This window comes from Arthrobacter sp. NicSoilB4 (assembly GCF_019977335.1).
Classification (GTDB): Bacteria; Actinomycetota; Actinomycetes; order Actinomycetales; family Micrococcaceae; genus Arthrobacter.
The window spans coordinates 3,926,424-3,952,877 of record NZ_AP024653.1 but is presented as its reverse complement, the minus strand read 5'-3'; the positions used below and the strand labels follow the sequence as shown (position 1 = coordinate 3,952,877).

The window sequence follows — 26,454 nt, the reverse complement described above, 5'->3', positions numbered from 1 at the left end:
TCCCCCCTTTAAGCGCCGGTTGCAACGCCCGCCGAGCCACCGGCCCGGCGCGGGACGGCAGGCCGCGGCAGCCCCGGTAAGCTCAGGGACATGCAGGAGACAAAGCCGCCGGAACACCGCAGACGTGTCCGACTGGTCATTCCGAGCCGCAGTGACCCCTTGCTCCGGAACTTCACAGAGCTGATCGGCGGACCCTTGGGCCACCGTTCGGCCCCGGGCGTCGTCGCCCCCGGATTTTTCACCGTGGAACGCGTCCTGATTCTGCTCACCGTCCTGGCGTCCGTGACCGGAATCGTCCTCAAGTCCTATTGCCGCACCAACGGCTGGGAAACCCCGGGCCAGTTCTACGCGACCTGCTACTCGGACTTCCCGGAACTGTTCAAGAACCGCGGCCTCGGTGACGGCGCCTTCCCCTTCATTACTCCGGGGACTTTCTTTGAATACCCGGTCCTCATGGGGTTCATTGCCGGCGCGACGGCCCTGCTGGTGCCCGGCGAGGGCGTCTCGGCCGCCCGCATACTGGCCTACTTCGACATCAATGCGGCCCTGATTTCCGCCGTCTGGATCGTCACCGTGCTTGCCACGGCACGCATGGCCAGGCGCCGCACGTGGGACGCGGCCATGGTGGCCGTGGCCCCCGGCATCATCCTGGCCGGCACCATCAACTGGGACATGTGGGCTGTGGGGCTCCTGGCCCTCGGCATGTACTGCTTCTCCCGGAACAAACTCGTGCTGGCCGGGATCTTCATCGGGCTGGGCACCGCCACCAAGCTCTACCCGGTGCTGATCCTCGGTGCGGTCCTGCTACTGGCCCTGCGCACCGGGCGGGTCCGGGCCATCCTGGTCACAGCCAGCGCCGCCGCCGCCGCGTGGCTCGCCGTCAACCTCCCCGTTGCCGCCACGAATCCGGAGGGCTGGAAGTACTTCTACCAATTCACCGAGGACAGGCCCGCCGGCTACAGCTCACCCTGGTTTGCCTACAACCTCGTCGCCGGCCGGCTGGGCTGGCTCCCATTGCAGCCCGAATCGATCAACACCCTGGCCTTGAACCTCTTCGTGTTGGCCTGCGTGCTGATCGGGGCATTGGCCCTCGCCGCCCCCCGGCGGCCGCGGCTTGCGCAGCTCGCCTTCCTGATCGTTGCCGCCTTCATCCTGACGAACAAGGTCTACTCACCGCAGTTCGTCATCTGGCTTATCCCGCTGCTTGCTTTGGCCCGGCCACGCTGGCGGGACTTCCTGGTCTGGCAGACGTTCGAAGCGCTGCACTGGGCGGCCGTCTGGATGTACCTCGGGCAGGTGACGAGCGGCGGGGTGGCCCAGCACAATATTGATATGCCCTACTACGTCCTCGCCGTGGTGTTCCACATGATCGCCACCGGCTACCTGATGGCCCGGGTGGTGTGGGACATCTGGGACCCCAGCTATGACGTGGTCCGCCGGCACGGGATGGATGATCCCCAGGGCGGGCCGTTCGAAGGCGTTCCGGACCGGTTGCGGGTGGACCTGCTGCGCCCCTCGGAGTCCGTGCTGCCCTGGCGCCAGGCGACCGCTGATGCCTGACGTCGCCGTCGTCGGATCGGGACCGAACGGGCTCGCTGCGGCGGTGACCTTGGCCCGCGCCGGACTGAAGGTGCACGTCTACGAGGCTGCGCCCACGCCTGGCGGCGGGCTTCGCACCGCAGAACTAATGGAACCCGGCCACTTCCATGATGTGTGCTCGGCGGTGCACCCGATGGCTCTCGCCTCGCCGTTCTTCCGACAGTTTGAACTGTCCAGGCGGATCAGCCTGGAAGTTCCCGACGTCTCCTACGGCACACCCCTCGACGGCGGCCGGGCGGCGCTGGCGTACCGCTCGCTAGAGCGGACGGTTGCGGGCCTCGGGCGCGACGGCGGCGCCTTCGGACGGCTGATGGCCCCGCTGGTGCAGCGGGCGGACGGCGTTGCTGACCTGACGCTGAACCAGCTCCTGCGCATTCCGCGCGTCCCGGTGGCGGCTGCCCTGTTCGGTGCCCGGGTCCTGGAGCAGGGCTCACCGCTGTGGGGGCTGAGGTTCCGGGAGGAGCTTGCGCCCGCGCTGCTGACCGGCGTCGCCGCGCATGCGGCGGCGCAGCTTCCCGCCCCGGCCGCCGCCGGGGCCGGCCTCATGCTGGGGACGCTGGCCCACACAGTCGGCTGGCCCGTCCCGGCAGGCGGTTCCGCGGCGATCGCGCAGGCCATGGTGGCGGACATTGAGGCGCATGGCGGGACGGTGGAAACGCGGGCCCGGATCGGGTCCCTGGCGGAGCTGCCGCCGGTCCGCGCCACGCTGCTGGACGTGGCACCGCCCGGCCTGCTGAGAATGGCCGACGGCAGATTTCCCGACCGGTACCGCCGCGCCCTCGAGTCGTTCCGCTTCGGAAACGCGGCGTGCAAAGTCGACTTCATCCTTTCCGGCCCGGTCCCCTGGGCGGCGGCCGGGCTGGCCGACGCCGGAACGGTCCACGTGGGCGGCACCCGCGCGGAGATGGCCGCGGCGGAAAACCTCGTCGCCGCAGGCAGGCATCCGGACCGGCCCTACGTCCTGGTCTCCCAGCCCTCGCGCTTCGATCCCGGACGGGCGCCCGCGGACCGGCACATCCTCTGGAGCTACTGCCATGTGCCGGCCGGGTCCACCGTGGACATGGCCGCGGCCGTGATCGCCCAGCTGGAGCGTTTCGCCCCGGGATTCCGGGACCTGATCGTCAGTCATCACGTCACGACGGCCGCCGGACTGGGCGAGTACAACGAAAACTACGTCGGCGGGGACTTCAGCGCGGGCCGGATGGATCTGCGGGGGGTCATCCGGCGGCCCGTCCTGGGGCCGGTCCCCTGGCGGACTCCCCTGCCCGGCGTGTACCTGTGCTCCTCTTCCACGCCCCCTGGCCCCGGCGTGACCGGCATGCCGGGATTCCATGCCGCGAGATATGCCTTGAAGGACATATTCGGCCTCGCGGTACCGCACCTCGGACTGTAGGGCGTTGCGGCCCGCCCTTAGGCCAGGGCCGGGCTGACCGGCTGCAGCGTGGAGAGTTGTCCGTCGCGCATGCTGGCGACCGTATCTGTCAGCGGGACGAAGCCGGTGTCGTGGGTGACCATGACCGTAGCCACCTTAAACTCGTCCGTGACCTGGCGAAGGAGTCTCACGATTGCCTCGCTCCGTTCCTGGTCCAGGGCTGCCGTTGGTTCGTCCACCAGCAACACGGCAGGGTCCCCCATCAGGGCGCGGGCAATATTGACCCGCTGCCGCTGGCCCCCGGAGAGCTGGTGGGGCCGTTTGCCGGCCGCCGGGGCCAGGCCAACGAGGTCCAGGAGCGCCGCGGCGCGGCTGTTCGCCGCCCGTGCCGGCTTGCGGCGCAGGTTGTCCCCGATCACCAGCTGTTCCAGGGCCGTGAGGGATGGCAGCAGGTTCGGCTGCTGGAAGATGATCCCGATCTTGTCCCGGCGCAGCGCGGTACGCTCAGCATCGGACAGCCCGCCGGCATCGGTCCCGCCGATCAGCACGAGGCCTGCGGTGGGCCGGACGAGCGTGGCAGCGACGGCCAGGAGGGAGGACTTTCCCGAACCGGACGGGCCGACGAGAGACAGGAATTCGCCCGCGGCCAGCCGCAGGTTGACGTCGTCGAGCGCTTTGAGGCTGCCGTCGCCGTCGGGGTATTCGAGGGTGACGTTGACGAGGTTGAGGACCGTGTTCATGATGTATGCCTTTCGTGGAATGTTGATGGGGGTGTGCAGGGCGCTAGTTGCCGCCGAGCGCCAGAAGTGGGTCCACCCGGGTGATGCTCCGGACTGCCAGCGCCGCCCCGGCCAGACCCAGGACGACGATGCCCCCGATCGGCAGCAGCGTGGTCTGCGGCGACAGAAGGAACGGGACGGCGCCGCCCGCGAGGACGCCTCCGGCCACGCCGGCCACGCCCCCGGCCAGCGCTCCGGCGAGGAGCACGACAGCCGCCTGGACCATGGCGTCCTTAAGGATGTAGCCGGAGGAACCGCCGAGGGCCTTGAGAACGGCGATGTCCCGGGTGCGCTGCACGGTCCACACCGTCAGGAAGGCCACGATGACCAGGGCGGAGATCCCGTACAGGAATGCCTGCATCAGCAACAGGGATCCGTTCTCGCTTTTGTAGGAGCCAAGGGCCTGAAACGACCCGTTCCGGGTGGTGCTGACCGTCCCGGCGGCAGCGTTGGCGGCGTCGGCGTCCAGCTTTTGTCCGCCGTCGGAGGTGACCGCGATGACGGTGGCGGCGGCGCCATCGCCGGTGATGTGCGCCAGCTTCCGCCAGTCGGCGAGAGTCGTCCAGACAACGCCGGTATGGGAATACCACTGGTCCGGGACGACGCCGGACACGGTCAGTTCGGTTCCGCCCACGGTGGCGCGGCTGCCGGCCTGCAGGCCGAGTTCCTCGGCGAGGCTGGCGCCGATCACCACCGTCCCTTCGGCGACGGGACCGGGCGCCAGGCCCGCGGCGCCGGTGCCCTGCATCGGCTCCGTCCCGAAGACTGCCACGCTGGCCGTCCCGGACGGGGCGCCGGCGGAACCAACCGCCTGGAAGCGGCTTTGGCTGATGCCCAGCAGTTCTGCGTGCGCGACACCGTCACGGGCGGCCCACTCCGACAGCTGTCCGCGCGTGACCTCGGACTCGGTGAAGGACGCCTTGGCGCTGTCCCCGGCGGGAGCCCCGAAAACGATCTGGTCGGCCGGCAGCGCGGCGAGGGCCGACGTCGACTGGTTGCCCAGGCCGGCGGTCAGGCCGGAGAGCAGCACTAGCAGCAGGGTGATGAGCGCGACGACTCCGCCCATCAGCAGGAAGCGTCCTTTGGCGAAGCGGAGGTCGCGGAGAGCGAGATACATGGGAGTCCTTTTCAACGGGGTTGTGGCCTTGTCTCAAGCCTTCCGCCGCGGCGCGGGCCAGGCGTCGCCCGCACGGCTGGGCCTTCAGGGCGGAGTGGTTGACCTGCGGGTCAACCAAATGGTTGATAGTGGCGCCGCGGCGGGGATTTCCTGCGATGCCGGGCCGGCCCGGCACTACGCTGAAGGCATGGAGGACAAGGCTCACAGCGCGCCGGCAGGGGCCGCTCCGGGAGGCACGACGAATGCTGCCGTGATTTTGCGTGTCCTCCGGGTATGCCTTCACAGCGGCTTCGCTGTGCTCCTGCTCGTCGCTGTTGCGCGGCTGGCCGGCCAGGGACTCCGGGGCACGGACTGGCTCAGCCTGGGACTTGCCCTGGTTCTGGCCGCTGTGTACCTGCTGGGCACTGTCCTGGAGAAACGCCACTCCACGGATGCATCCCGGTTCGATCCCCGGCCGTACTCGCCGCTGTGGCTGGGGGCCGTCTGCCTGCTCTGGCTGTTGCTCATCTGGACCAGCGCCGACTTCGTGTGGCTGGCGTTCCCGATTTTCTTCCTGCAGCTGCACGTGCTGCCGCTGCGGCTGGCGCTGCCGGCGATCGTGCTGAGCACCGTGCTGGTGGTCGTTGCCCTGTGGTTCCACAACACCGGAGCCGACGGGGGCGCACTGCAGCTGCCCATGGTGCTGGGACCGGCATTCGGTGCGGCCTTTGCCGTGATAACCGGGCTGGCGTACAGGGCGCTGTACCTGGAAGCCGAAAGCCAGCGGCTCGCGGCCGAGGAACTTCGCCGCACCCGCGCCGAACTTGCGCGCAGCCAGCACGACGCCGGGACGCTGGCCGAGCGGGCCAGGCTGGCCCGCGAAATCCACGACACCCTGGCCCAGGGTTTCTCCAGCATCGTGCTGATGGGCCGTTGGGCGGAAAAGGCGCTCGATGACGGGGACACCGCCACGGCCCGCGAACGGCTCCGGACCGTCCAGGAGACGGCTTCGGCGAACCTGGCCGAGGCCCGCAGCTTCGTCCGCGGCCTGCAGCCGCCCGCCCTCTCAGAAAACACAGCGGATACCTCAGCGGGCGCCCCGCCGGAGGACCCGCTGGTGAACAGCCTGCGCAGGCTGTGCGAAAAGACCGAAACCGAAGCGGCTGCCCGCGGCGCCCGGCTGCACTGCCGCTTCGACCTTGAAGGGATCCCGGTGGAACTGCCCAACCCTTACCGGACCACCCTGCTGCGGGCCGCCCAGGCAAGCCTCGCCAACGTGTGGGTGCACGCCAAAGCGGACACCGCCGTCGTGACCCTGTCTTTCCTGGGCAGCGAAGTGGCGATGGATATCTACGACGACGGCACGGGGTTCAGTCCCTCGGCGGTCACGGCCCCCGCCGGGCGCCGCGACGGCTCGGGTTACGGGCTGAAGTCGCTCAAGGAACGGGTGGCGGCGCTGGCTGGCAGCCTGGACATCGAATCCGCACCCGGCGAGGGAACGGTGGTGGCCATCCGGCTCCCGCTCGGGGACCCCGCGGCAAGGAACGAACCGTGAACGACATCCGTGTGCTCCTGGTCGATGACCACCCGGTGGTCCGGGCCGGGCTGCGGGCCATGCTGAGCGACTTCGAGGGCATCACGGTCGCCGCCGAGGCGTCCGACGGCGGTGCGGCCCTTGCCGAACTCACCCGGCTCCACACCCTCGGCGAGCCGGCCGACGTGGTGCTGATGGACCTGCAGATGGGCGCCGGCATGGACGGGGTCACGGCGACGGGCAGGATCAAAGCGGGCGAGGCCGGACAGCCCGCTCCGCCGGTGCTGATCCTCACCACCTATGACTCCGACGCCGATATCCTCGCCGCGGTGGAAGCCGGGGCCAGCGGTTACATGCTCAAGGACGCGCCTCCGGAACAGATCCGCCAGGCGGTGCTCTCGGCTGCGGCGGGCCAGACCGCGCTGGCCCCCGAGGTGGCCGCCCGCCTCATGGGCCGGATCCGCAATCCGGAACCGGCCCTGTCCGCCCGTGAGATCCAGCTGCTGGAGCTGCTGGCCACCGGCCTGGGGAACCGGGCCATCGCCAAGCAGCTGTTCATCTCCGAGGCGACAGTGAAGACCCACCTAGTGCATATCTACGGCAAACTCGGGGTGGACAACCGCACCGCCGCCATCTCCGTGGCGACGCAGCGCAGGATCATCCGGCGGTTCTGAGCCGGCCCTTTGCGACCCCGGCTGCCACGCCCCTTCCCGGATACCGGGTCGCGGGAAGAACATTTGTGACAAGGGAATTGTCCGGCGCCCGGTGCATAATGGCGCGATGGGGAACTCATCAAAACTTTCACTTGCCCTTGTTGGGCTCATTCTTGGCGGCTCGTTGGTGGGCTGCTCCGACGGCCGCGCGGGCGCGCAGGACGCGGCGAAGCAGCTTGCGTCCGCTGTCGCAGCGGTCGACGTCGGCTCCGTCGCGTTCGAGGGCAAGGACTCCGGGGCGGCCAATGAGCAGCTCAAAGAGGTCTTCAAGGCACTGGACCCGGTCAAGCCCGCGGTCGAAAGCGGCGAACTGACACTGGAGAAGGACACCGCCACGGTCCCGCTGAGCTTCAGCTGGAAGATCGGCTCCGGCGAGTGGAAATACACCACCTACGCCGAGCTGAAGAAGTCCGGCGACAAGTGGCTGACCGTCTGGAACCCGGCGACGCTGGTTCCCGGGCTGGCCGAGGGTGAAGTCCTGGGCACTTTGTCCCAGTCGCCGGCGCGGGCGGAGATCCTGGGGGCCGGTGACGCCAAGCTGGTCACCTACCGGTCGGTCGTGAACGTCGGCATCGACAAACCGCTCCTGGCTGCCGCCGACCCGGCGGCGTCCGCCACGCAGCTCGCCGAGCTCGTGGGAGTGGACCCCGCAGCCTACGCCCAGCAGGTCCAGGCGGCGGGCCCCGAGGCCTTCGTCACCGCCATCACCCTGCGCGAGGACGGCAGGACCATCTCCGACAACCAGATCGGCGAGATTCCCGGCGCCCGCGCCATCCGCGACTACCTCCCGCTGGCCCCGACCCGTACGTTCGCGCGCGCCCTGCTGGGCACGGCAGCGGAGGCGAATGCCGAACAGATTGAGAAGTCCGGCGGGGCACTCAAGGCCGGGGACACCACGGGAACCGGCGGGCTGCAGCAGCAATACGACGAGCAGCTGCGGGGCAGCAACGGAACCCAGGTCTTTGCAGAGAAGGCGGGCCTCACGGCCGAGGAACGCCAGGCCCTGCTCAACGGCGGCCGCCGGGTTCTCTTCCAGGTGGAAATGAAGGTCGGAACTCCGCTGAAAACCACCCTGGATCCCAACCTCCAGCAGCTGGCCGAGAACATCCTGGCGAAGGTGGGTCCGGCGTCGGCCCTTGTGGCGCTCCGTCCGTCCAGCGGCGCCGTCCTGGCCGCTGCCTCCGGCCCGGGCAGCAACGGCTACGACACCGCGCTGCTGGGCCAGTATGCCCCCGGATCCATCTTCAAGATCGTGGACTCCCTGGCCATGATCCGCAACGGCGGGACCCCTGATTCCACGGTGGACTGCCCCGCAACCCTGACCGTGGACGGCCGGACCTTCAAGAACGCCGAAGGCTACCCGGCGTCCTCGCTCGGCTCCGTGACCCTCCGCGATGCCTTCGCGCACTCCTGCAACACTGCCTTTATCAACGCCCGCGGCAACGTCAGCCAGGCGCAGCTGGAATCCGCTGCCACCTCCCTCGGTGTCGCAGTCGAAGCCCCTGCCCTGGGGGCCGGCGCGTTCCTCGGTTCGGTGCCGGGCGACGCGTCAGGGACCGAGCACGCCGCCTCCATGATCGGCCAGGGGAAGGTGCTCATGTCCCCGCTGGCGGCCGCCATCATGGCGGGCTCGGTCGCAAAGGGTTCGCCCGTGTCGCCGCAGCTCGTCCTGAATCCCGACGCGGGGAAGGCGGCTGCAGGCACCGAAACGAGCGCGGCCGCCACCCCGTCAGCCAGTTCGACGGCGTCGTCCGCCCCCGCCCCCGCGGCGACTTCCGGCACACCGGTCACCGCGGCGGAGGCCGCCGCCCTGGCGGACATGATGCGCGCCGTGGTGACATCCGGCCACACCGGATTCCTCGCGTCCGTCCCGGGCGCCCCGGTGGCGGCGAAGACCGGAACCGCCGAGTTCGGTTCCGACAACCCGCCCAAGACGCACGCCTGGATCGTGGCCGTGCACGGGGACCTCGCGGTCGCGGTGTTCGTGGAGGAAGGCGGGCTCGGCGCAACGGTCTCCGGTCCCCTGCTGAAGGAGTTCCTCACCGCGGCGGGGTAAGGCCGAGGCTCCCGCGGCCGGGCCGCCCGGCCGTGGGAGGATGGAAGTGTGGCTCATATTGACGTTTCCAATATCGATTACTTCCTCTCCGACGGCACCCAGTTGCTCAACGGGGTGACCTTCAAGGTCCCGGACGGCACCAAAACAGCGCTGATCGGACCCAACGGAACCGGCAAGACGACACTGTTCCGGATCATCTCGGGCGACCTCGTCGCGGACGAAGGCGTGATCGGGCGCTCCGGCAACATGGGCATCATGCGCCAGTTTGTCGGCCAGGTCCGTGACGACTCCACCGTCCGCGACCTCCTCGTCTCCGCGGCCCCGCCCGCCCTGGCGGCCGCCGCCCGCGCCGTGGACGAAGCCGAGCTGGCGATGGTGGAGCACGACGACGAGCCCACCCAGATGGCCTATGCCCAGGCCATCGTCGACTGGGGCGACGCCGGCGGGTACGACGTCGAAACCGTCTGGGACGAGGTCTGCATGGCGGCCTTGGGGCTGCCCTTTGACCGGGCCCAGCACCGCCCGGCGTCGAGCCTTTCCGGCGGCGAGCAGAAGCGCCTGGTGCTCGAGGCGCTGTTCGCCGGTCCCGACGAGCTCCTGCTCCTCGACGAGCCGGACAACTACCTCGACGTGCCGGGCAAGCGCTGGCTCGAGGCCAAACTCAATGAGTCCAAGAAAACCGTGTTCTTCATCAGCCACGACCGCGAGCTGCTGAACAACGCCGCGGGCCGCATCGTCACCCTGGAACCGGGCATCAACGGCGCCGGCGCCTGGGTCCACGGCGGCGGCTTCGGCTCCTACGTGGATGCCCGCGCGGACCGGAACGCCCGTTTCGAGGAGCTCCGCAAACGCTGGGACGAGGAGCATGTGAAGCTCAAGGAACTCGTCAACATGTACAAAAACAAGGCCGCGTTCCGTTCCGACATGGCCAACCGGTACCACGCCGCCCAGACCCGGCTGGCGAAATTCCTGGAGGCCGGCCCGCCCGAGGCGCTGCCGATCGAACAGAACGTGCACATGCGGCTCAAGGGCGGCAGGACGGCCAAGCGCGCCATTGTGGCGGAGAAGCTGGAGCTCACCGGGCTGATGAAGCCGTTTTCCACCGAGGTCTGGTTCGGCGACCGCGTCGGTGTGCTCGGCTCCAACGGCTCCGGCAAGAGCCACTTCCTGCGGCTGCTCGCCACCGGCGGCACCGACCCGGAACGGGAGCACCTGCCGGTGTCCGACGTCGAGATCGCCGAGGTCCCGCACGACGGCACGGTGAAACTCGGTGCCCGCATTCGGCCGGGCTTCTTCGCCCAGACCCATGTCCGGCCCGACCTGCTCGGCAAGACCCTGCTGGAAATCCTGCACCGCGGCGACGAGCACCGCTCGGGCCTGGGACGGGAGGCCGCGGCCGGCGCCCTGGACGGGTACGGCCTGGCCTCGCAGTCGGAGCAGAAGTACGAATCCCTTTCCGGCGGCCAGCAGGCCCGGTTCCAGATCCTGCTGCTGCAGCTCTCCGGTGCCACCCTGCTGCTGCTCGACGAGCCTACGGACAACCTGGACCTGCACTCGGCCGAGGCGCTGGAGCGGGCCATCGACCACTTCGAGGGCACGGTCCTGGCCGTCACGCACGACCGGTGGTTCGCCCGGACCTTCGACCGCTTCCTGATTTTCGGCTCCGACGGCAAGGTCTACGAATCGGCCGAGCCCGTCTGGGACGAAAAGCGCGTGGAGCGGGTCCGCTGACCAACACCAACGCGGGGTCACTTAGCGCCCATGCCCGGGGGATTTATGGGCGCTAAGTGACCCCGCGTTGCTGTCCGTACCGGTTGGCGCCATTCTGCAGCGGCGCGTCCGCACCTGCGCTCCTGCGCACGCGGATGATTAAATGATCATGATGCGTTAGCATTTGTGCATGAGTACTGAGGAGCGCCATCGCCGCATCGGTGAACTGTTGCGCCACCGGGAGCACGTAACGGTCGATGAACTCATGACCGAATGTGGCGCCTCGGGCGCCACGATCCGGCGAGACCTGGATGTCCTGGAACTCCACGGGGTTCTCCGCCGCGTTCACGGCGGTGCCCGAAGCCTGGTGCTGCGTGGCGGGAACCCGGAGTACGGCCAGCGCGAACTTGAAGACCACGCCGTAAAGGTCCGCATTGCGGCCGGCGTCGCCGCCCTGCTCAAGGACCGCAGCCACGTCTGGCTGGACAGCGGCACCACGGCCACGGAGGTGGCCCGCCAGTTGCAGCAGCGGGAAATGACCCTGATGCCGATGTCGCTGCAGGCCGTCAACGTGATTTCCGACGGCGGCACGGCTCCTGGCCGGCGTCCCGAACTGCTGTTGCCGGGCGGGAGCCTGACCCCCGGGGAATTGTCCTTCCGCGGGCCCATGACGGAATCCAACATCCGTTCGCTGCGGTTTGATACGGCTGTTGTGACGCCCTGCGCGCTGAACCTCCGGGACGGACTGTTGGCCCACGACCTCGACGATGCGGCGGTGAAGCGGGCGGGCCTGGAATCCGCGGGCAGGGTGGTTGTCGCCTGCTCCGGCACGAAATGGAACGCCAGCGCCGTCGCGCTCGTCGCATCCCTGGCCGCCGTCGACGTCCTTGTCACGGACAGGCACTTGAGCCCCGAAGAACTTGCCCAGCTCGCCCAACACTCGGTGGAAGCAGTGATCGTATGACCCAGACGGCAACCCGCCCGCAGCTCAAAGCCGCCGCCGCGGCGACCTTCCTGATTTTCGGGATCAACGGGCTTGTGTTCGCCAGTTGGGCCGCCCGGATCCCCGCAGTGACGGACATCCTGCACATCTCCTCGGGGCAGATGGGAACCCTGCTGTTGTGCGTGGCGGCGGGATCCCTGATTGCGCTGCCTACTGCCGGCCACGTGGTGGGCCGCATCGGCACGGCGAATGCCGTCAGGGCCGCCGGTCTGGTCGCCGCAGTGGCCGGCGTCGGCGTGGCGCTGGCGCTGCTGGCAGAGTCCGTCCCCGGGACCGGGGTCGCACTGTTCTTCTTCGGCATGGGGATCGGGCTCTGGGACGTGTCCCAGAACATCGAGGGCGCTGACGTGGAACATAAACTCGGGCGCACCATCATGCCGCAGTTCCATGCCGCCTTCAGCGGCGGCGCCTTCCTGGGCGCCCTGATCGGCGCGGGACTCGCGGGACTCGGCGTCGGGCTCCCCGCGCACCTGCTGGTGATCGCCGCCATCGTGGCGGTGCTGACGATGACCGCGCCGCGCTACTTCCTGCCGCATACCCCTGCCCCCGCCCGAGTGGCCGGGGAAGCGAGGGAACCCAAGGGCCGCTCAGCCTGGACCGACGGGCGCACGCTGCTGATCGGCGTCGTGGTGCTGGGCGCGACGCTTACCGAAGGCGCCGGCAACGACTGGATCGCCAAGGCCGCCGTGGACGGACTGGACGCCACGGAGTCCACCGGCGCGCTGCTGTTCGCCGCCTTTGTCCTGGCAATGACTGCAGTGCGCTTCTTCGGCGGCCGGGCAATTGACGCCTACGGCCGGGTGGCCGTCCTGCGCGCCAGCATGGCGGCCGCCGCCGCGGGGCTGGGGCTCTTCGTCCTGGCCGACGACCTCTGGCTGGCCACGGCCGGCGCGGTGCTCTGGGGGGCGGGCGCTGCCCTCGCGTTCCCGATGGGGATGTCCGCAGCAGCCGACGATCCGAAGCACGCAGCCGCCCGCGTGGCGGTGGTCTCCACGATCGGGTACGTCGCTTTCCTGGCCGGCCCGCCGCTGCTGGGCTACCTCGGTGACCTGATCGGCATCCGGCTGGCGCTGCTGGCCATCATGATTCCGATTCTTGGTGCGCTGCTGCTCGCCGGCGCCGCGAAGCCCTTGCACGCCAAGTAAGGAGCCGGCGGGCGTCTGCATTCTCCTGGATGCATATGTTCTCGAATAACAGCCAGAGCAGGAGCACCACCGGGACGGCCAGGCAGACGCCGCCGACGGTGTCAGCGAGCCAGTGGGCGGACAGGTACGTGCGGCTGACCATCATTGCGAGCACGCCAAAACCCGCCAGGACCCACACCCACCCGCGCCCCACGAGAAGAGCCACCACCACCAGGAACGCCGCGGTGCTGGCCACATGTCCCGAGGGGAAGGAACCCGTGTCGGTCAGGACAATCGTGTTTTCCGGCCGGTCCCGGAGAATCCCGGCCTTGAGGATCTGTGTAAAAGCCAGGACGGCGATACCTGCGGCGGCGGCGAAGATGGCCGTCTGCGGGCGTCTCCTCAGCAGGAGCGCCAGCACGAGCAGCCCGTGGACCACCAGGACTCCCCGGTACCCGGCCACGTTGAGGAAACCATTGATTCCGTCCCAGAACGGGCTCTGCAGCGACATGATCCAGCGGGACCAGCCCTCGTCCAGGCCCTGGAAGGGTGGCAGGCTCACGTCCGCCACCAGAAGTCCCCCGAGGACCGCGCCCAGAGTGAGCAGTGCGGTGCTGGCCGCGAGCACGCGGCCCGTTGACAATCGCTGGGGGTCCAGCACTCGGGTCATCGCACCATCCTAGCCAACCGGGCGGCCCTGCCGGCAGAACCTTGCCGGCGCACAATCCTTCGGCCCGCCCGCCCAAGTGACTGCCTGGCGGCCCGCGCCGGCAGTAAGGTGGTCGGATGCGTAGCATGCTGAGGAAAGCGCCGGGCCGGTTCGAGAGACTCGACCGGAAACTGGTCCGCGCCGTGTCCCGCCTCCCCGGTGGCAGCCATGACGAGTTCTTCCGGCGGCTCTCGGCCGCGGCGAACAAGGGCAAGCTCTGGATCGGCATCGCCGCCATCATGGCGCTGTTCCCCGGGAGGACGCGCCGTGCCGCACTCCACGGGCTGTTGGCGCAGGCCGTGGCCTCGGCGGTCACAAACATCGGCTTCAAGACGCTGCTGCCGCGGGCGCGCCCTTTGCCGGAGCACCTTCCGGCGTTCAGGTTTGTGCATCCCCAGCCAACCAGCTCCTCCATGCCATCGGGCCACTCCGCGTCCGCCGTCGCGTTCGCCCTCGGCGTCGGGCTCGTGCGGCCGGGCCTCGGCGCCGCGGTGGCCCCGCTCGCTGCTGGCGTCGCCTACTCACGAGTCCACACCGGGGCCCACTGGCCCTCGGATGTGTTCTTCGGTTCGGCGATCGGGGCGGGAGCGGCCTTGGCGACGCGCAAATGGTGGCCGGTGCGGCCGCCCTTCCCGGAGGTCCGGCGGACCGCAGTGAAAGCCGCGGAGCTTCCGGAGGGCCAAGGCCTGGCCATCGCGGTCAACACGCTTGGTGGCTCCTACGCGGAGGAGACCTCCGCCGCGCTCCAAGAAGTATTCCCCAAGGCGTATATAAAGGAGGTCGGCCAGGACGAGGACCTCGCGGAGGAGATCTCCCGGATTGCCACCCGGCCCGGGGTTGTGGCTTTGGGTGTCTGGGGAGGGGACGGCACGGTCGGCACCGCCGCTGCGGCCGCCGTCGAGCATTCCCTCCCGCTCCTGGTCCTGCCGGGCGGGACACTGAACCATTTTGCCCGGGATGCCGGAACCCCCAACCTCGCGGCCGCCGTAGCGGCCGCGTCCCGCGGCGAGGCCGCGCGGGCGGACCTTGGCCTGGTGGCCGTGGAGCGCGGGCTCCCCGACAGCCCCGAATTGCTGCATCTGACCATGCTCAACACGGCAAGCATTGGCCTCTACCCGAACCTGGTGCGCCGGCGCGAACTGCTGCAGCCGTCGCTGGGCAAACCAGTCGCCGGCGTTGTCGCGATGTTCCGGACCTTTGCCGCCGGAACACCCACCACCCTGATCGTCGACGGGGTGCGGCACAAACTCTGGATTCTGTACATCGGCCGGGGAAGGTACTACCCCCGCGACCATGCCCCGCTGGTCCGTCCGGTACTGGACGACGGTGTTTTCGACCTCCGGCTGATCACCGCCGACGAATCCTTCGCCCGGCTCCGCCTGCTGTGGTCGGTGCTGACTGGAACTGTGGCCACCTCCCGGATCACGCACCTCAGCGAAAGCAGCAGCATCCGGGTGGAACCAGGGGACACCAGCATGGTCCTCGCTGTGGACGGCGAGGTCATGCCGGGGGTCCGCGGCGTCGAATTCTCCGTCCTTCCCGGCGCGCTGACGTACTACTCACCGGCATCCTGATGACCGGCTCCGTCATCCTCCCGGACTACCCTGATTCGACCCTGAATCATCCCTGAGACCGGCGAATTCCGCCCTTCGCCTCGGTAGCGTGGTGTCTACACAAACCCCACTGCTAGGTAAAGGAACGCTTCCATGATCGAAGCAAGAGGCCTGACCAAGGTTTACGGCGAAAAGACCGCCGTGGCCGGAGTCAACTTCACCGTCGAAGCCGGCCGGGTCACCGGCTTCCTGGGCCCCAACGGGGCCGGCAAGTCCACAACCATGCGCATGATCATGGGGCTGGACCGGCCGACGTCGGGAACCGTCACCGTCAACGGCGCACCGTTCGCCCGGCACGCGGCGCCGCTGCGCGACGTCGGTGCGCTGCTCGACGCCAAGGCCGTCCACACCAGCCGCTCGGCGTACAACCACCTCCTGGCCATGGCCGCCACCCACAGCATTCCCAAGAAGCGCGTGCACGAAGTCATCGAGATGACCGGCCTGGCCGATGTGGCCAAGAAGAAGGTCGGCGGCTTCTCGCTCGGCATGGGACAGCGGCTCGGGATCGCCGCGGCGCTGCTCGGCGACCCGCAGACCGTCATCCTGGACGAGCCCGTCAACGGCCTGGACCCCGAGGGCGTCGTCTGGGTCCGCAACCTCGTCAAGTACCTTGCCTCCGAGGGGCGCACCGTGTTCCTCTCCAGCCACCTGATGAGCGAGATGGCCGTCACCGCAGACCACCTGATTGTGATCGGCCGCGGCAGGATCATCGCCGATGCGCCGATCCAGGACATCATCAACGGCAAGGGCCGGATCCGCACCCGGGTCCGCACCGACCAGCCGGACCAGCTGATGCACCTGCTCGCCGGGGACGGCGTCTCCGTGGAGCTGCAGGACCACGAACTGCTCGAGGTCACCGGCCTGGATCCGCGCCGGATCGCCCGCGCGGCCCTGGACAGCCACGTCATGCTCTACGAACTCACCCCGCTTCAGGCCAGCCTCGAGGAGGCCTACATGGAACTGACCAAGGATGAGGTCGAATACCACTCGCTGATCACCACGGGCGCTGCCGCCCCCGCCCAGACCGGAGGCAACTAAGCCATGAGCTCCACCACCCTTGAACCCTCCCGCCGCGGCGCCCACGCCGGCACCCCCGCCGCGACGGACGGCACCAGTGCCGGCCCGGGCCCCAGCTTCCTGCGGGTGCTGAACTCTGAATTCATCAAGTTCCGCACGCTTCTGTCCACACTGATCCTGCTCGGCTGCACCGTCCTGGTCGTTGTGGGCTTCGGTGCCCTCTCGGCCTGGGGCACCGGATCGTTCGCCGAGGCCGCGGCAAGCGATCCGCAGGCCGCCGCCGCGTTCGCCGCCCAGGGCGGGGACCTCGCCGTCGGCGTCCCCACGTCCGGCATCGCGTTCGCCCAGCTGATCCTGGGCTCACTCGGCGTACTGCTGATGAGTTCCGAGTTCACCACGGGCATGGCCCGCTCCACGTTCGCGGCCGTCCCCAAGCGGATTCCGGCGTTCGCCGCCAAGCTGCTCGTGGTGATGGTGACAGCGTTCGTCCTCACCGCGGCCTCCGTGTACCTGGCGGGTCTCGTGTCGCTGCCGATTCTGGACAACTACAACCTGAAACTGGACCTCTCCAGCTCGCAGTCGGTGAAGATGTTGTTGGTCAACAGCCTCTACGTGGCCGCGGTGGCCGCCATCGGCATGGCCCTGGGTTCGCTGATCCGCAACTCCGCCGGCGGCATCATGAGCCTGGTCGGCCTGTTCTTCGTGGCCCCGATTGCCTTCCAGCTGATCCCCGGCGACTTCTTTGTCGAGGCCCGCAAGTACCTGCCCGGGAATACGGTCGAACCGATGACAGCCGTGCAGCACGTTCCGGACACGCTGGAGGCCTGGCAGGCCGCACTGGTGCTGGGCGCCTGGGTCGTGGTACCGGTGGTCCTGGCCGCCGTGCTGCTGAAAAAGCGGGACGTCTAGGCCCTTCGCGCCCACCGTCTAGGCTCAGAGCATGATCGATGCAGTTGCAGTGAGGGACGCGCCGGCCGGCCAGGCCGACGCGTCCTTCGCCGAAATCACCGCCCGGCACCGGGGCCCTGTCCGGCGCTACCTGTTCCAGCACCCGCGGGCCATGGATGCCGTGGTCGTGGTCTGCTATCTGCTGCTGGTCACCCCCACCGCCGCGGAGTCAATGCGCGACGGCGTCTGGCCGGTCGCCGTGCTGCTCGCGGCGGCCGCGGCGGCACTGTCGTTCCGGCGGAGCCACCCCGTGCCCGTGGTGGTAGTGGTGACACTGCTCGAGGTGGGCGTGACGCTGCTTCACCCGTGGGGCTCCAACGTTTCCGCCGGGCTGTGGTTTGCGCTCTACGCCGTCGCGGTGGTGCGAAGCCGGCGTTTCGCGCTGGCCACCCTTGCGGCCGCCACGGCCCCGCTGTTGTTCCTGTACCTCCGGTTGGCAGTCGGCCCGCTGGATGGCCGGCTGCCGGACATGGGAGTCAACACGCCCGAGAACTTCCAGCTCATCACCAGCATTGCGGCCGCCGTGAGCATCGCCCTCTCCAACGTCATTGCCACCGGGATTGGCATCTCGGTCCGGCAGCGGCGCGAGCATGAGCATGAGATTGCCGCCTGGGCCGCGAGGGCCGCGCAACTCGGGTCCGTCACGGAACGCAACCGAATCGCCCGGGAAATGCATGACATCGTGGCGCACTCCCTGACGGTGATGGTCAGCCTGTCGGACGGGGCCGCCGTCGTAGTCAAGAAGGACCCGGCGCGGGCGGCGGACGTCCTCGGGGAACTCTCCCGCACCGGCCGCACCGCGCTGGCGGACATGCGGCGCGTCCTCGGCGTGCTCCGCGACGACTCGGCCATCGGCCGGGCCCCGCGGGAACCGCTCGTGGCCGGGGACAACCTGGGCAAGTTGCTGGAGGGCTTCCGCGCCGCCGGGCTCCCGCTGCACTATACGCACACCGGACCGTCGCTGCCGGACGACGCCGCGTTCCAGCTGACGGTGTACCGGATACTCCAGGAGTCACTGACGAACGTGCTGCGCTACGGCCGTTCGCTGGGCCGTGTGGATGTCGCCGTTGCCCGGGAAGGATCCACCGTCACCATCGACGTCGTCGACGACGGCCGGGGCTCTGTCGACGCGGGCGGCGCGGCCGCGGCGGCACGGGATTCCTCACGGTCCGTGGGCTCCGGCCGGGGCCTGGCCGGCATGCTGGAGCGGGCCCGGATCTACGCGGGCACAGTGGAGGCCGGACGGAGCTCCGACCGCGGCTGGCGCGTGCACGCCGTGCTGCACTGGAACGGCGACAACGAAAGTGAGGGCACATGAGTATGGGGGAACCGGTGAGCGGTAACGGACCGATCCGTATCCTGCTGGTGGACGACCAGCCGCTGCTGAGGATGGGCTTTCGCCTGATCCTGGAGGGCGAGGATGATATGGAAATTGTGGGCGAGGCGTCCGACGGTGCGGAGGCGGTGCACCAGGTCCGACTCCTCGCGCCCGACGTCGTGTTGATGGACGTGCGGATGCCGGTGCTGGACGGGATCGAGGCCACGCGTGCCCTGACCACCGCACGTGCCCGCGCGAAAGTCATTATCCTCACCACCTTCGACCTCGACGAATATGCCTTCGCCGGGCTCCAGGCCGGGGCCTCGGCCTTCCTGCTCAAAGACGTGGCGCCTGCCGAGCTGATCAGCGCCGTCAGGGTGGTGGCGAGCGGCGACGCGGTGGTGGCACCCCGCATCACCCGGCGGCTCCTGGAAACCTATGTCCGTGGCGGAGGGGCGGGTCCAGGGGCAGCGGCCGGCAGCGCCACGGGCAAAGAATCCTCCGCATCATCCGGCGGCGTCCGGGCGGCCGGGGATCCCCTGCTGGAGGACCTGACCCCGCGCGAAACCGAGATGCTTGGGGCGATGGCCGAGGGGCTCTCCAACGCCGAAATCGCGCACCGGTATTTCCTCTCCGAAGCCACCGTGAAAACGCACGTGCGCCGGATCCTCACCAAGCTGCACCTGCGCGACAGGGTGCAGGCCGTTGTGTACGCGTATGAGACCGGCCTGGTGGTGCCCAGCAATCCGGACTACTGATCCCGGGGCCGGTGCGGCCGGCTGGCCCGCGCGGCGAGTCTGAAGGCGTGGTTTCAGGCACATTTGAGAATTGCCTGTGAGGCAACTTCCCTTGCTTCATAGGCCCCATTTCTGGAGCTGTGCCCGGATTGCCCGTCCGTCATTTGTGGGATTGCACAGAACGGGCGGTTCCCCGCGCGGTCTAGGGTGAAACGTCAATGTGGTCCGCCACACAACTTTTATGCTCCACCCGCGGGCCGAACAATCCACGAAGGACGGCGCTTCATGCAGGCTGACCCACAGCTCTCCAAATCCCTGAAACCCCGGCATCTGTCCATGATCGCCATCGCCGGCGTGATTGGCGCCGGACTGTTCGTCGGCTCCGGCGCGGCGATCCAGCAGGCGGGACCCGGCATCCTGGTTGCCTACGCGGCGGCAGGACTCGTCGTCATTCTCGTCATGCGGATGCTGGGTGAGATGGCTGCGGCCAACCCGGAGACAGGATCCTTCTCGACCTATGCTGACAAAGCCCTGGGCCGCTGGGCAGGGTTCAGCATCGGCTGGCTGTACGCCTGGTTCTGGATCATTGTGCTGGGCATCGAGGCCACCGCGGGCGCGGCGATCATGCACCGCTGGGTTCCTGGGATCGACCAGTGGGTCTGGGCGCTGCTCCTGATGGTCCTGCTGACCCTGACCAACCTGGGTTCGGTGAAGTCTTTTGGTGAGTTCGAGTTCTGGTTCGCCTCCATCAAGGTCGCCGCGATCGTGCTGTTCCTGCTGTTCGGCGTCGCGGCGATCCTGGGCTTCATCCCGGGCGTTCCTGCCCCCGGCATGAGCAACCTGCTGGAAAACGGCGGCTTCATGCCCAACGGTCCGGGCGCGGTGCTGGCGGGGATCCTCGTGGTGGTCTTCTCCTTCTTCGGCGCCGAGATCGCCACCATCGCGGCCGGTGAATCCGAGAACCCCGTCGACGCAGTCAAGAAGGCCGTGAAGTCGACCGTCTGGCGGATCCTCGTCTTCTACATCGGCTCCATCGCGATCGTGGTCACCCTCCTGCCCTGGAACTCCGCCTCCGTGGCCAAGAGCCCGTACGTGGCCGTGATCGAGCTGTACGGCATCCCCGGCGCCGGCACCATCATGGACATCGTGGTGCTGACGTCCGTGCTGTCCTGCCTCAACTCGGGCCTGTACACGGCCAGCCGGATGCTGTTCTCACTCTCCCGCCGCGGCGACGCGCCGCGGTCCTGGATGCGGATCTCGAAGCGCGGCGTTCCGGCCGCCGCAGTCCTGGCCTCCACCGTGGTGGGCTTCATCACGGTCGGCCTGAACTACATCGCCCCGGATACCGTGTTCCTGTTCCTGGTCAACACCTCAGGTGCCATCGCCCTGTTCGTGTGGCTCGTGATCGCCGGCTCGCAGCTGATCCTGCGCCGCCGCATGGGGGCCGCGGCCAAGGACCTGCAGCTCAAAATGTGGCTCTTCCCGTACCTGACCTGGGTGGCGATCGTCAGCATCGTCGCGCTGCTGGTCGGCATGGTGTTCCTGGATTCCACGCGCGAATCCCTGCTGCTCTCCCTGGCCCTCGCGGCCGTCGTGGTCGGTGTCGGCGTTTGGCGCTACCGCAGGAACGGCGCGAAGGCCAGTGCGACCGGTGAACCGGGCGATGCCTCCGCCGTAGCGCCGGCAGAAGACGCCACGGTGGGTGCCGGCCCGGCGTCGTAGCTCCCGCAGGGACATGCCCAGTCCCGGGCACACGGCCCGGGGCCACTGGCGAGTCCGCACCACGGGACATGTCCAGTCCTGGGTCTCTGCGGTGGACATGATGGCATGATGTCCACCCGGCGCGGCCAGGGGAGGGCATGTCCCGCGGGTCGGCGGGACATGCCCAGCCTTGGCAGCCCGGGGAGGGCATGTCCGGCGCCCAGCCGCCGGCCGGGACGGCTCCGGCTCGAACCACAGCATGCTCACAGGAAGGCCCTAGCCAGGGCATAGTGCGTCGGTGTTCCATGGACGCATGACTTCAACGCCGCCGCCGCACGAACCGCACCCCAACCACGACCGCGGCCCGGAATTCGACCTCTCCACGCTCATGAGCCGCCGCTCGCTTGGCCTGTTCCTCGGCGCCGGCACGGCCGCGGCCCTCGCCGCCTGCACGCCGGGCGGTTCCTCCACGGGGGCCGCGCCCGCCACGTCCGCAGCCACGGCCGGGTCGACGCCGGCAGCCTCCGGAGCCGCCACAGCCTCCGGCACGGCCTCCGCCTCGCCGACCCTGACCCGCGCGATCGCCGAGTGCGGCGTCGAAATCCCCCACGAGACCGCCGGACCGGACCTTACCCCGGCGACGGCTCCAACGGCCCGAATGTGCTGGCGGCCTCGGGCGTGGTCCGGCAGGACATCACCTCCAGCTTCGGCACCTCCAGCACCACGGCCGGCGGAGTGCCTCTCGCCGTCACGCTGACCCTGCTCGACAACGCCAACGGCTGCGCGCCACTGGCCGGGGCTGCGGTGTACGCCTGGCACTGCGACAAGGACGGCAAATACTCCATGTACGACGCCGGACTCAAGAACGAGAACTACCTCCGCGGCGTGCAGGAGGCCGACGCCAACGGCCAGGTCACCTTCCGGACCATCTTCCCCGGCGCCTACAGCGGGCGCTGGCCGCACATCCACTTCGAAGTCTTCGAGTCGATGGACAACGCGACGGCGGCCGGCCAGGTCCTCGCGGTGTCCCAGATCGCGCTGACGGACGCCGCCTGCAAGGACGTCTACGCCTCGGCCGGCTACGAAGCCAGCGCCCGGAACTTCCCGCGGACCACGCTGAAGTCTGACAACGTCTTCGGCGAGGACGGCGGCATCTACCAGCTCGCCACGATGGCCGGTTCGGTATCCGGCGGGTACACGGCCGGACTCAACGTCACCGTGTAGAGCCCTTCCAGCCGACGGCACGGCGCTAGACTCGGAGCCATGCCTTCACAGCCCAACGCCGCAGCCCACATCCAGGACCTCGGCGCGTATGTCACCGCGTCGCCGTCGAGCTTCCATGCAGTCCACGAGGCCGCCCGCCGGCTGGACAAGGCAGGTTTCACGGCCCTGGATGAACTGCAGCCCTGGGATGCGGGCGACGGCGGCGGGAAGTTCTACGTGATCCGCGACGGCGCGATCATCGCCTGGGTGACGCCGGCGTCGGCCGGTCCCACCACGGGGTTCCACATCCTGGGCGCCCACACCGATTCGCCGTCGTTCAAGCTCAAGCCCAAACCCACCACGGGCAGGTTCGGCTGGCTGCAGGCCGGCGTCGAGGTCTATGGCGGGCCGCTGCTCAACTCCTGGCTGGACCGCGAACTGCAGCTCGCCGGGCGGCTGGTGATGCTGGACGGCACCCAGCACCTCACCGCCACCGGGCCGCTGCTGCGCTTCCCGCAGCTGGCCATCCACCTGGACCGTGCTGTGAACGACGGGCTGGCCCTGGACAAGCAGCAGCACATGAACCCGGTCTACGGCCTCGGGGATCCGGCGGGCGAAGACCTGCTGGGGCTGCTGGCGGACCGGGTGGCCGGCGCGGACGTGGACGCTGCGAAGATCGGCGGCTACGACGTCGTGATCGCAGACACCCAGGCCCCTGTCGTGTTCGGCGCGAAGGGCGAGTTCTTCGCCTCCGGCCGGCTGGACAACCTTTCGGCCACCCATGCCGGGCTCGCGGCGCTGATCAACCACGCCGCCGCTCCCGTGCCGGCCGGGACGCCGATTGCCGTGCTGGCAGCGTTCGACCACGAGGAGATCGGCTCCGCCTCCCGTTCCGGGGCGAGCGGACCCATCCTCGAGGACGTTCTGGTGCGCATTTCCGACGGTCTGGGGGCCTCGGCCAGCCAGCGGCGGCAGGCCTTCGCGGCGTCGTTCTGTGTGTCCGCCGACGCCGGGCACGCCGTCCACCCGAACTACGCCGAGCGGCACGATCCGGCCAACCGGCCGGCCCTGAACGGCGGGCCGCTGCTGAAGATCAATGCCAACCAGCGCTACGCCACGGACGCCACCGGCGCCGCCCTCTGGGCGCGGCTGTGCGCGGACGCCGGCATCCCGTACCAGGAGTTCGTCTCCAACAACGTGATGCCGTGCGGCTCGACGATTGGTCCGCTGACCGCGACGCGCCTCGGCATCCGGACGGTCGACGTCGGCGTGCCCCTGCTCTCGATGCACTCCGCCCGTGAACTCTGCGGCGTCGAGGACCCCTACCGGCTGGCGAAGGTGACCGAACTGTTCTTCCGGACTGCTGCCTAGCCTGGCGTTCCGGCGGGCACCACATACCTGGTGCGGATACCCACAGACCCCGGTGACTACAGCTATGAACAGGGGTTTGGCGTGTCTACGGTTGTCAGACACAGAGGCCAGCTTCGCGTGCAGCCCCCGGTTCCGGACTGCAAAGCGGTAAACCGGCTGGTCCGGTGCGTGGCCCGGCTTCTGCACCGGACGCCGGGGGGCCACGCACTGTTCGCTTTACCGGGACGCCGGCGCGCCATCCGGCCCAACGAGTGGGAGGGACGACACATCCCGTGAACAAGCTAAACGATCCCCGGAGGCTCGGGCGCGAACTCGTTACCCGAACTTTCCTGTTCATGCAGCGACATTCCACGCTCGTACCCGCCGGGGTCAGGCAGCTGGTGCGGGGGCACCTGAGCCGGTCCCTCACGCTGGAGATTGCGCCGGTGGAGGACTGGGCCAAGCCGCTCGTCCCCGCCAGTACTCAGGGGCAAATACAGTGGCCCGACCCGGTCACGGCTGAAGTGGCTCATCCCCCAAACCCTCCGCACGGCCAGGATCAGGGCAGCGCAAATGTCCGGTGCCTGATCGCGACCGAAACGCTGGATGCCGGTGGCATGGACGAGGTGGTCGGATTCCTGGCTCGGGGCCTGCCGCAGTTCGGCCTGAGTGTGGCAGTCCTGCATACTCCCAGGGATCGCGCGACTCCTCTTGGGCGCCTGGGACAGGTCCTCCGGAAGGAGGGCATCGAAATCGCCAGTGTGGGCCGGGAAAACTGCGAAGCTTGGATCCGGGACTGGAAACCCGACGTGCTCAGTATCCATGGCGCCCCCAACTGGGTTCTCGAGGCGGCAGCAAGGTGTTCGGTGCCTGCCATAGAGACGCTGCACGGGATGCATAACGAGTTCAACGCGGCCACGTCGGAAGTCGCGGGACGCCGTCAATTACTTGCAGGGCTGGTGAGCGTCAGCGAAATGGTCCGCCGGCAGTACCTGGCCATCCACAGCGGCTGCGATCCGGCCTCTGTGGTGACCATCCCCAATGGCCTTCCGGCGCACCGTCAGCAGGCGGTGCCACGTGAACAGGCCCGGAAGATACTCGGACTCAATGACGAATATCTGTTCCTGTCCCTGTCACGCCACTGCATTCAGAAGAACACGTACGGCCTCGCCTCGGCGTTTTCGCGGGTTGCAGGCACGGTCCCCCAAGCCCACCTGCTGATCTGCGGGCGCCCCGACGACACGGCCTATGCGGGGCAGGTGGTGGGGTTGAAGGACAGGATGCAGAACGGGGACCGGCTGCACTTGCGGGATCATTCGCCTCATCCGCGCGTCCTGCTGTCAGCAGCCGACGGCTTCGTCCTGGACTCATTTTTCGAGGGATGGGCCCTTTCGTCAATGGAGGCCCTGGTGGCTGGCGTGCCGGTAATCATCAGTGATGTGGGCGGTGCCGTTGAACAGTTGGCCGACCGCCCGGAATGGGGGCGGCTTGTCCCCAACCCGCTTGGCAACCCCCTGGAAGTGGACTGGGAAAGCATGACTGCGGCGCGATTCCAGCGCCAGACCAACGAGGACGAGCTGGTGGAGGCAATGGTCTCGTTTACCCGCGATCAAATGACGGACCGCACAGCTGGAGGCTTTGCAGCGGAGGCCGCGGCGAGATTCGACGGCGTGCTGTGCCTGAGGCGTCACGCGGACGTCCTTAAAGCCGCCGCCCTTGGAGATCCCATCAGCCTGCGACAGCCCGCACAGTGACCGGCGGTCTTGCTCCGTTCCTAGATGGCCACCTTGTACGTGTGGTGGGAGAACTCACTGGCGAAGGTATCGGTGAAGGATCCGTCCACAACACTTAGGGTCCGGTTTTCACCAACGACTTCCACGGTTGAACCGGTGACTCCCGCCGGGAGGGCGAAGGCTTTGGCGCCGGGTGACTGCCCCAGGCCGATGCCTGCGAAGATGTAGGCGGACCCCTTGTACGTCTTGAGCATGGTTTCCGTGGTGGTGTTGAACCTGTGCTGATACGACTGCGTGTTCAGGATCGGGGCGAGGGCCGTGATGCCCTTGTTGATGGCCCGGATAGCGCTGAGTCGTTCGGCATCGCAGTCCACTAGGGAGTAAAAACCGCATCGTGAGCCGTTGTTGTGCTGGAAGTACGCCAATCCCCTCGCCTCGTGAATGATGGCCGACCAGGCAGCCCCTTCCAACTGTTCCACGGAGATGGTCAATGAGCCTTGGTCCGTCAGGAGCGGCATGGCCGACTCGACGAAAATCCAGTTGGGGTGTGTTCCAGCCGGGTCCTGGTACGACCGCATCCGGTCCAGCAACCAGCCATATGCGGCTGAGGTGGCTGGCTTGGCGCCTTCGGGCCAATGCGGCGAATGGACGATCTGGCCATCGACGAAGGGACTGGTATACGCATATTTGTCCACGCTGGCAACGTCAACCACCTCCATCAGCCCCGCCATTGAACCCTGGGCCCAGTAGGTGTCCAGAACGCCATTGGAGTAGTTGGCCATGGCGAAGCGCCCGTCGTTGAGGCCGCGGGTCCTGGCGACCTTTCCCTGCTGGTCGACCAGGTTTGCGGCGGCGTCCGCCCCTGTGCAGCCCAGCCCGATGTCGCATTCGTCAGACACGAACCAACCGACGACGCGACCGTCATCTCCCACCTCGGCGGGTGACCATTCGTCCTGGGCGAGGACGAAGAGTCCGTCGTCCGTGATGGTCGACAGCGCCGAGCCGTCATGCTCAGCCCCCATGTACGTGTTGATGCCCACAGCTTTTAGCTGGGGGGCGTGCTCAGGTTTGCCCATGAAGACGGCGATGGGAAAAAATGCGGGATCATTCCAACCGGCGGCAGACGCTCTGGCAAACTG

The 26,454-nt window shown here is 68.4% G+C and carries 20 protein-coding genes and 1 pseudogene; 17 read left to right on the top strand and 4 right to left on the bottom strand.

Features of this window, described 5'->3' with window-relative positions; all coding sequences use genetic code 11:
• Positions 1-90: 90 nt before the first annotated feature.
• Both LDO13_RS18165 and LDO13_RS18160 read left to right on the top strand, forming a co-directional pair.
• The gene (locus tag LDO13_RS18165; protein WP_224048047.1) at positions 91-1,560 is read left to right on the top strand and encodes a glycosyltransferase 87 family protein; all 1,470 of its coding nucleotides are present in this window, start codon (positions 91-93) and stop codon (positions 1,558-1,560) included.
• The gene (locus LDO13_RS18160) at positions 1,553-2,992 is read left to right on the top strand and encodes an NAD(P)/FAD-dependent oxidoreductase (protein WP_224048046.1); all 1,440 of its coding nucleotides are present in this window, start codon (positions 1,553-1,555) and stop codon (positions 2,990-2,992) included. The genes LDO13_RS18165 and LDO13_RS18160 overlap by 8 nt, the downstream gene beginning before the upstream one ends.
• A 17-nt stretch (positions 2,993-3,009) precedes the next feature.
• Here the strand turns inward: LDO13_RS18160 and LDO13_RS18155 are convergent, their stop codons facing one another.
• A complete protein-coding gene (locus tag LDO13_RS18155; protein ID WP_224048045.1) occupies positions 3,010-3,711 on the bottom strand; it encodes an ABC transporter ATP-binding protein in 702 nt (233 codons plus the stop codon).
• A 43-nt stretch (positions 3,712-3,754) separates the two neighbouring features.
• Entirely contained in the window at positions 3,755-4,867 is a 1,113-nt protein-coding gene (locus LDO13_RS18150) for an ABC transporter permease (protein ID WP_224048044.1), read from the bottom strand.
• 187 nt (positions 4,868-5,054) lie between these two features.
• Between LDO13_RS18150 and LDO13_RS18145 the strand changes: the two genes are divergently transcribed.
• From LDO13_RS18145 to LDO13_RS18120, 6 genes are all read left to right on the top strand, one after another.
• On the top strand, positions 5,055-6,401 hold the full coding sequence (locus LDO13_RS18145) for a sensor histidine kinase (RefSeq protein ID WP_224049839.1): 1,347 nt from the start codon (positions 5,055-5,057) through the stop codon (positions 6,399-6,401).
• Positions 6,398-7,054 carry a response regulator transcription factor gene (locus LDO13_RS18140; protein ID WP_224048043.1) on the top strand — a complete coding sequence of 219 codons (657 nt, stop codon included), beginning with the start codon at positions 6,398-6,400 and terminating at the stop codon, positions 7,052-7,054. The genes LDO13_RS18145 and LDO13_RS18140 overlap by 4 nt, the downstream gene beginning before the upstream one ends.
• A gap of 106 nt (positions 7,055-7,160) precedes the next feature.
• Positions 7,161-9,149 (top strand): penicillin-binding transpeptidase domain-containing protein, encoded by a 1,989-nt coding sequence (locus LDO13_RS18135; protein WP_224048042.1) that lies wholly within the window; start codon positions 7,161-7,163, stop codon positions 9,147-9,149.
• Between the two features lie 48 nt (positions 9,150-9,197).
• Positions 9,198-10,880, top strand: coding sequence for an ATP-binding cassette domain-containing protein (locus LDO13_RS18130; RefSeq protein WP_224048041.1), 1,683 nt, complete (start codon positions 9,198-9,200; stop codon positions 10,878-10,880).
• A 169-nt stretch (positions 10,881-11,049) separates the two neighbouring features.
• On the top strand, positions 11,050-11,823 hold the full coding sequence (locus tag LDO13_RS18125; RefSeq protein ID WP_224048040.1) for a DeoR/GlpR family DNA-binding transcription regulator: 774 nt from the start codon (positions 11,050-11,052) through the stop codon (positions 11,821-11,823).
• Positions 11,820-13,007, top strand: coding sequence for an MFS transporter (locus LDO13_RS18120; RefSeq protein WP_224048039.1), 1,188 nt, complete (start codon positions 11,820-11,822; stop codon positions 13,005-13,007). The genes LDO13_RS18125 and LDO13_RS18120 overlap by 4 nt, the downstream gene beginning before the upstream one ends.
• On the opposite strand, the gene LDO13_RS18115 is transcribed toward LDO13_RS18120, so the two are convergent.
• The gene (locus LDO13_RS18115) at positions 12,943-13,656 is read right to left on the bottom strand and encodes a phosphatase PAP2 family protein (protein WP_224048038.1); all 714 of its coding nucleotides are present in this window, start codon (positions 13,654-13,656) and stop codon (positions 12,943-12,945) included. The two genes, LDO13_RS18120 and LDO13_RS18115, sit on opposite strands and share 65 nt — an antisense overlap.
• 116 nt (positions 13,657-13,772) lie before the next feature.
• Here LDO13_RS18115 and LDO13_RS18110 point away from each other — a divergent pair, with 116 nt between their 5' ends.
• The 9 genes and pseudogenes from LDO13_RS18110 (at position 13,773) to LDO13_RS18070 (ending at position 25,336) form a co-directional block, all read left to right on the top strand.
• Entirely contained in the window at positions 13,773-15,269 is a 1,497-nt protein-coding gene (locus LDO13_RS18110) for a bifunctional phosphatase PAP2/diacylglycerol kinase family protein (RefSeq protein ID WP_224048037.1), read from the top strand.
• Positions 15,270-15,401: 132 nt separating this feature from the next.
• On the top strand, positions 15,402-16,346 hold the full coding sequence (locus LDO13_RS18105; RefSeq protein WP_224048036.1) for an ABC transporter ATP-binding protein: 945 nt from the start codon (positions 15,402-15,404) through the stop codon (positions 16,344-16,346).
• Between the two features lie 3 nt (positions 16,347-16,349).
• The gene (locus LDO13_RS18100) at positions 16,350-17,234 is read left to right on the top strand and encodes an ABC transporter permease (RefSeq protein WP_224048035.1); all 885 of its coding nucleotides are present in this window, start codon (positions 16,350-16,352) and stop codon (positions 17,232-17,234) included.
• Between the two features lie 31 nt (positions 17,235-17,265).
• Positions 17,266-18,591 carry a histidine kinase gene (locus LDO13_RS18095; protein WP_224048034.1) on the top strand — a complete coding sequence of 442 codons (1,326 nt, stop codon included), beginning with the start codon at positions 17,266-17,268 and terminating at the stop codon, positions 18,589-18,591.
• A 14-nt stretch (positions 18,592-18,605) separates the two neighbouring features.
• A complete protein-coding gene (locus tag LDO13_RS18090; protein WP_224048033.1) occupies positions 18,606-19,349 on the top strand; it encodes a response regulator transcription factor in 744 nt (247 codons plus the stop codon).
• Positions 19,350-19,613: 264 nt separating this feature from the next.
• Positions 19,614-21,050 (top strand): amino acid permease, encoded by a 1,437-nt coding sequence (locus LDO13_RS18085; RefSeq protein ID WP_224048032.1) that lies wholly within the window; start codon positions 19,614-19,616, stop codon positions 21,048-21,050.
• 292 nt (positions 21,051-21,342) lie between these two features.
• Positions 21,343-22,253 (top strand): annotated as a pseudogene (locus LDO13_RS18080) (intradiol ring-cleavage dioxygenase).
• Positions 22,254-22,292: 39 nt separating this feature from the next.
• Positions 22,293-23,603, top strand: coding sequence for a M18 family aminopeptidase (locus LDO13_RS18075; protein ID WP_224048031.1), 1,311 nt, complete (start codon positions 22,293-22,295; stop codon positions 23,601-23,603).
• A gap of 272 nt (positions 23,604-23,875) precedes the next feature.
• On the top strand, positions 23,876-25,336 hold the full coding sequence (locus LDO13_RS18070) for a glycosyltransferase family 4 protein (RefSeq protein ID WP_224048030.1): 1,461 nt from the start codon (positions 23,876-23,878) through the stop codon (positions 25,334-25,336).
• A gap of 20 nt (positions 25,337-25,356) precedes the next feature.
• Here the strand turns inward: LDO13_RS18070 and LDO13_RS18065 are convergent, their stop codons facing one another.
• Positions 25,357-26,391, bottom strand: coding sequence for a hypothetical protein (locus LDO13_RS18065; RefSeq protein ID WP_224048029.1), 1,035 nt, complete (start codon positions 26,389-26,391; stop codon positions 25,357-25,359).
• Between the last annotated feature and the right edge of the window lie 63 nt (positions 26,392-26,454).

What these genes read in the sequence shown, in the direction of transcription:
- LDO13_RS18160 (WP_224048046.1), top strand. Translation starts at nt 1,553, where the DNA reads ATGCCTGACGTCGCCGTCGTCGGATCGGGACCGAACGGGCTCGCTGCG.
- LDO13_RS18165 (WP_224048047.1), top strand. Translation starts at nt 91, where the DNA reads ATGCAGGAGACAAAGCCGCCGGAACACCGCAGACGTGTCCGACTGGTC.
- LDO13_RS18125 (WP_224048040.1), top strand. Translation starts at nt 11,050, where the DNA reads ATGAGTACTGAGGAGCGCCATCGCCGCATCGGTGAACTGTTGCGCCAC.
- LDO13_RS18110 (WP_224048037.1), top strand. Translation starts at nt 13,773, where the DNA reads ATGCGTAGCATGCTGAGGAAAGCGCCGGGCCGGTTCGAGAGACTCGAC.
- LDO13_RS18100 (WP_224048035.1), top strand. Translation starts at nt 16,350, where the DNA reads ATGAGCTCCACCACCCTTGAACCCTCCCGCCGCGGCGCCCACGCCGGC.
- LDO13_RS18095 (WP_224048034.1), top strand. Translation starts at nt 17,266, where the DNA reads ATGATCGATGCAGTTGCAGTGAGGGACGCGCCGGCCGGCCAGGCCGAC.
- LDO13_RS18065 (WP_224048029.1), bottom strand. Translation starts at nt 26,391, where the DNA reads ATGGGCAAACCTGAGCACGCCCCCCAGCTAAAAGCTGTGGGCATCAAC.
- LDO13_RS18155 (WP_224048045.1), bottom strand. Translation starts at nt 3,711, where the DNA reads ATGAACACGGTCCTCAACCTCGTCAACGTCACCCTCGAATACCCCGAC.
- LDO13_RS18120 (WP_224048039.1), top strand. Translation starts at nt 11,820, where the DNA reads ATGACCCAGACGGCAACCCGCCCGCAGCTCAAAGCCGCCGCCGCGGCG.
- LDO13_RS18075 (WP_224048031.1), top strand. Translation starts at nt 22,293, where the DNA reads ATGCCTTCACAGCCCAACGCCGCAGCCCACATCCAGGACCTCGGCGCG.
- LDO13_RS18150 (WP_224048044.1), bottom strand. Translation starts at nt 4,867, where the DNA reads ATGTATCTCGCTCTCCGCGACCTCCGCTTCGCCAAAGGACGCTTCCTG.
- LDO13_RS18105 (WP_224048036.1), top strand. Translation starts at nt 15,402, where the DNA reads ATGATCGAAGCAAGAGGCCTGACCAAGGTTTACGGCGAAAAGACCGCC.
- LDO13_RS18135 (WP_224048042.1), top strand. Translation starts at nt 7,161, where the DNA reads ATGGGGAACTCATCAAAACTTTCACTTGCCCTTGTTGGGCTCATTCTT.
- LDO13_RS18115 (WP_224048038.1), bottom strand. Translation starts at nt 13,656, where the DNA reads ATGACCCGAGTGCTGGACCCCCAGCGATTGTCAACGGGCCGCGTGCTC.
- LDO13_RS18145 (WP_224049839.1), top strand. Translation starts at nt 5,055, where the DNA reads ATGGAGGACAAGGCTCACAGCGCGCCGGCAGGGGCCGCTCCGGGAGGC.
- LDO13_RS18085 (WP_224048032.1), top strand. Translation starts at nt 19,614, where the DNA reads ATGCAGGCTGACCCACAGCTCTCCAAATCCCTGAAACCCCGGCATCTG.